The organism is Snodgrassella sp. CS2 (assembly GCF_050310315.1).
Taxonomy (GTDB): Bacteria; Pseudomonadota; Gammaproteobacteria; order Burkholderiales; family Neisseriaceae; genus Snodgrassella; species Snodgrassella alvi_E.
In genome coordinates, this window is sequence record NZ_JBNPBA010000030.1 from 1 (window position 1) to 1,598 (window position 1,598).

The following is a 1,598-nucleotide window of genomic DNA, read 5'->3' on the forward strand; positions in this document are numbered from 1 at the left end:
AATATTAGCCTGAAAACGATAATTAAAATATAAACATTGCTGATTTTTTATATAATAGTTTTTTTTAGAGCTTAAATTATTTTTACTCCAAAGCTCTCCTACGCCTGCTTGAAATACATATAAATACGAAATATCAAACTCTTTTTTTCGCCTGAAAAAATCTTCATTCGCCGGAATACTAATGCAGGGCTGACCATCTTTTTTTAGTGCGATATCTGGAGTATAAAATATATTGTTGTGCAAGATGCAACCTGTTATCAAAACTATGGTAAGGATTATTGGTAAAATGCGAAAAAGATTTTTATTCATTCTCCTAGTGTCCCTATGAATATCACACAGGTAATGTGCTATATTGCTTCAATCAAAATCAAGAATAATCGCGTGCCTCAGCGTCTAATAATAATTGCAACGTTCCATCCGGTTTTTTTATAATGCGCATATACCTTGTCCAGTTTTTATTTGTCGATTTTTGCGCTTCATCATTTCCTTTTTCTGTTGAAAAGAAACCAATAGAGTAAGAAATATTAGTCTGAAAACGATAATTAAAATATAAACATTGTTGATTTTTGACATAATAAGGCTTTTCAGAGTCCGAGTAATCTTTGTTCCAGAGTTCTCCAACTCCTGCTTGAAATACATATAAATATGAAATATCAAACTCTTTTTTCCGGAGGAAAAAATCTTCATCCGTGGGAATACTGATGCAGGGCTGACCATCTTTTTTTAAAACGATATCTGGGGTATATCCCCTTATGCAACCGTTTATCAATATTACTAGAAAAATTAACAATAAACCGCGTAATAAATTTTTGTTCATTCTCCTTGTATCCCTATGAATATCATACAGGTAATGTGCTATATTGCTTCATCCACAATCAAGAATAATCACGTGCCTCAGCGTCTAATAATAATTGCAACGTTCCATTTGGTTTTTTTATGATTTGCATATATCTCATCCATTCTTTATCAGTAGATTTATTATTTTCTTCATTGCCTTTCTCATTTGAAAAAAAACCTATATGGTATGGAATATTATTCTGAAAATGGTAATTAAAAATCAGGCATTGATCATTTTGAACATAATAGGGTTTTGCAGAATGAAAATAATTTTTACTCCAAAGTTCTCCTACTCCTACTTGATAAACATATAAATATGAAATATCAAAGTCTTTTTTTCGTCGGAAAAAATCTTCATTTGTGGGTATACTGATACATGGCTGTCCATCCTTTTTTAATGCAATTTCAGGCGTATAAAATACATTGTTGTGCAAGATGCAACCTGTTATCAAAGCTATGGTAAGGACTAATGGCAAAATGCGAAAAAGATTTTTATTCATTATCCTTGAGTCCATATAATACTGTACAGAAAAGATGTTATTTTGCTTCATACACAATCAAGAATAATCACGTGCTTCACCGTCTAATAATAATTGCAACGTTCCATCAGTTTTTTTTATGATTCTCATATCCCTAGTCCAATCTTTATTTGTCGACTTCTGAGATTCATCATTCCCTTTTTCTGTTGAAAAGAAGCTAATAGAATAAAGAATATTAGTTTTAAAACGATAATTAAAATATAAGCATTGTTGATTTTTGAC

At 30.9% G+C, this 1,598-nt stretch carries 4 protein-coding genes; all 4 read right to left on the bottom strand.

Annotated elements, in window-relative coordinates; all coding sequences use genetic code 11:
- Window positions 1–309, bottom strand: a 309-nt coding sequence (locus tag ACQP6D_RS11175; RefSeq protein ID WP_427858264.1) for a putative T6SS immunity periplasmic lipoprotein, incomplete at its 3' end; no start/stop codon positions are given.
- Window positions 310–367: 58 nt separating this feature from the next.
- Entirely contained in the window at window positions 368–817 is a 450-nt protein-coding gene (locus ACQP6D_RS11180) for a putative T6SS immunity periplasmic lipoprotein (protein WP_427858265.1), read from the bottom strand.
- A 58-nt stretch (window positions 818–875) separates the two neighbouring features.
- Window positions 876–1,337 carry a putative T6SS immunity periplasmic lipoprotein gene (locus ACQP6D_RS11185; protein WP_427858266.1) on the bottom strand — a complete coding sequence of 154 codons (462 nt, stop codon included), beginning with the start codon at window positions 1,335–1,337 and terminating at the stop codon, window positions 876–878.
- Window positions 1,338–1,394: 57 nt separating this feature from the next.
- Window positions 1,395–1,598, bottom strand: a 204-nt coding sequence (locus tag ACQP6D_RS11190) for a putative T6SS immunity periplasmic lipoprotein (protein ID WP_427858267.1), incomplete at its 5' end; no start/stop codon positions are given.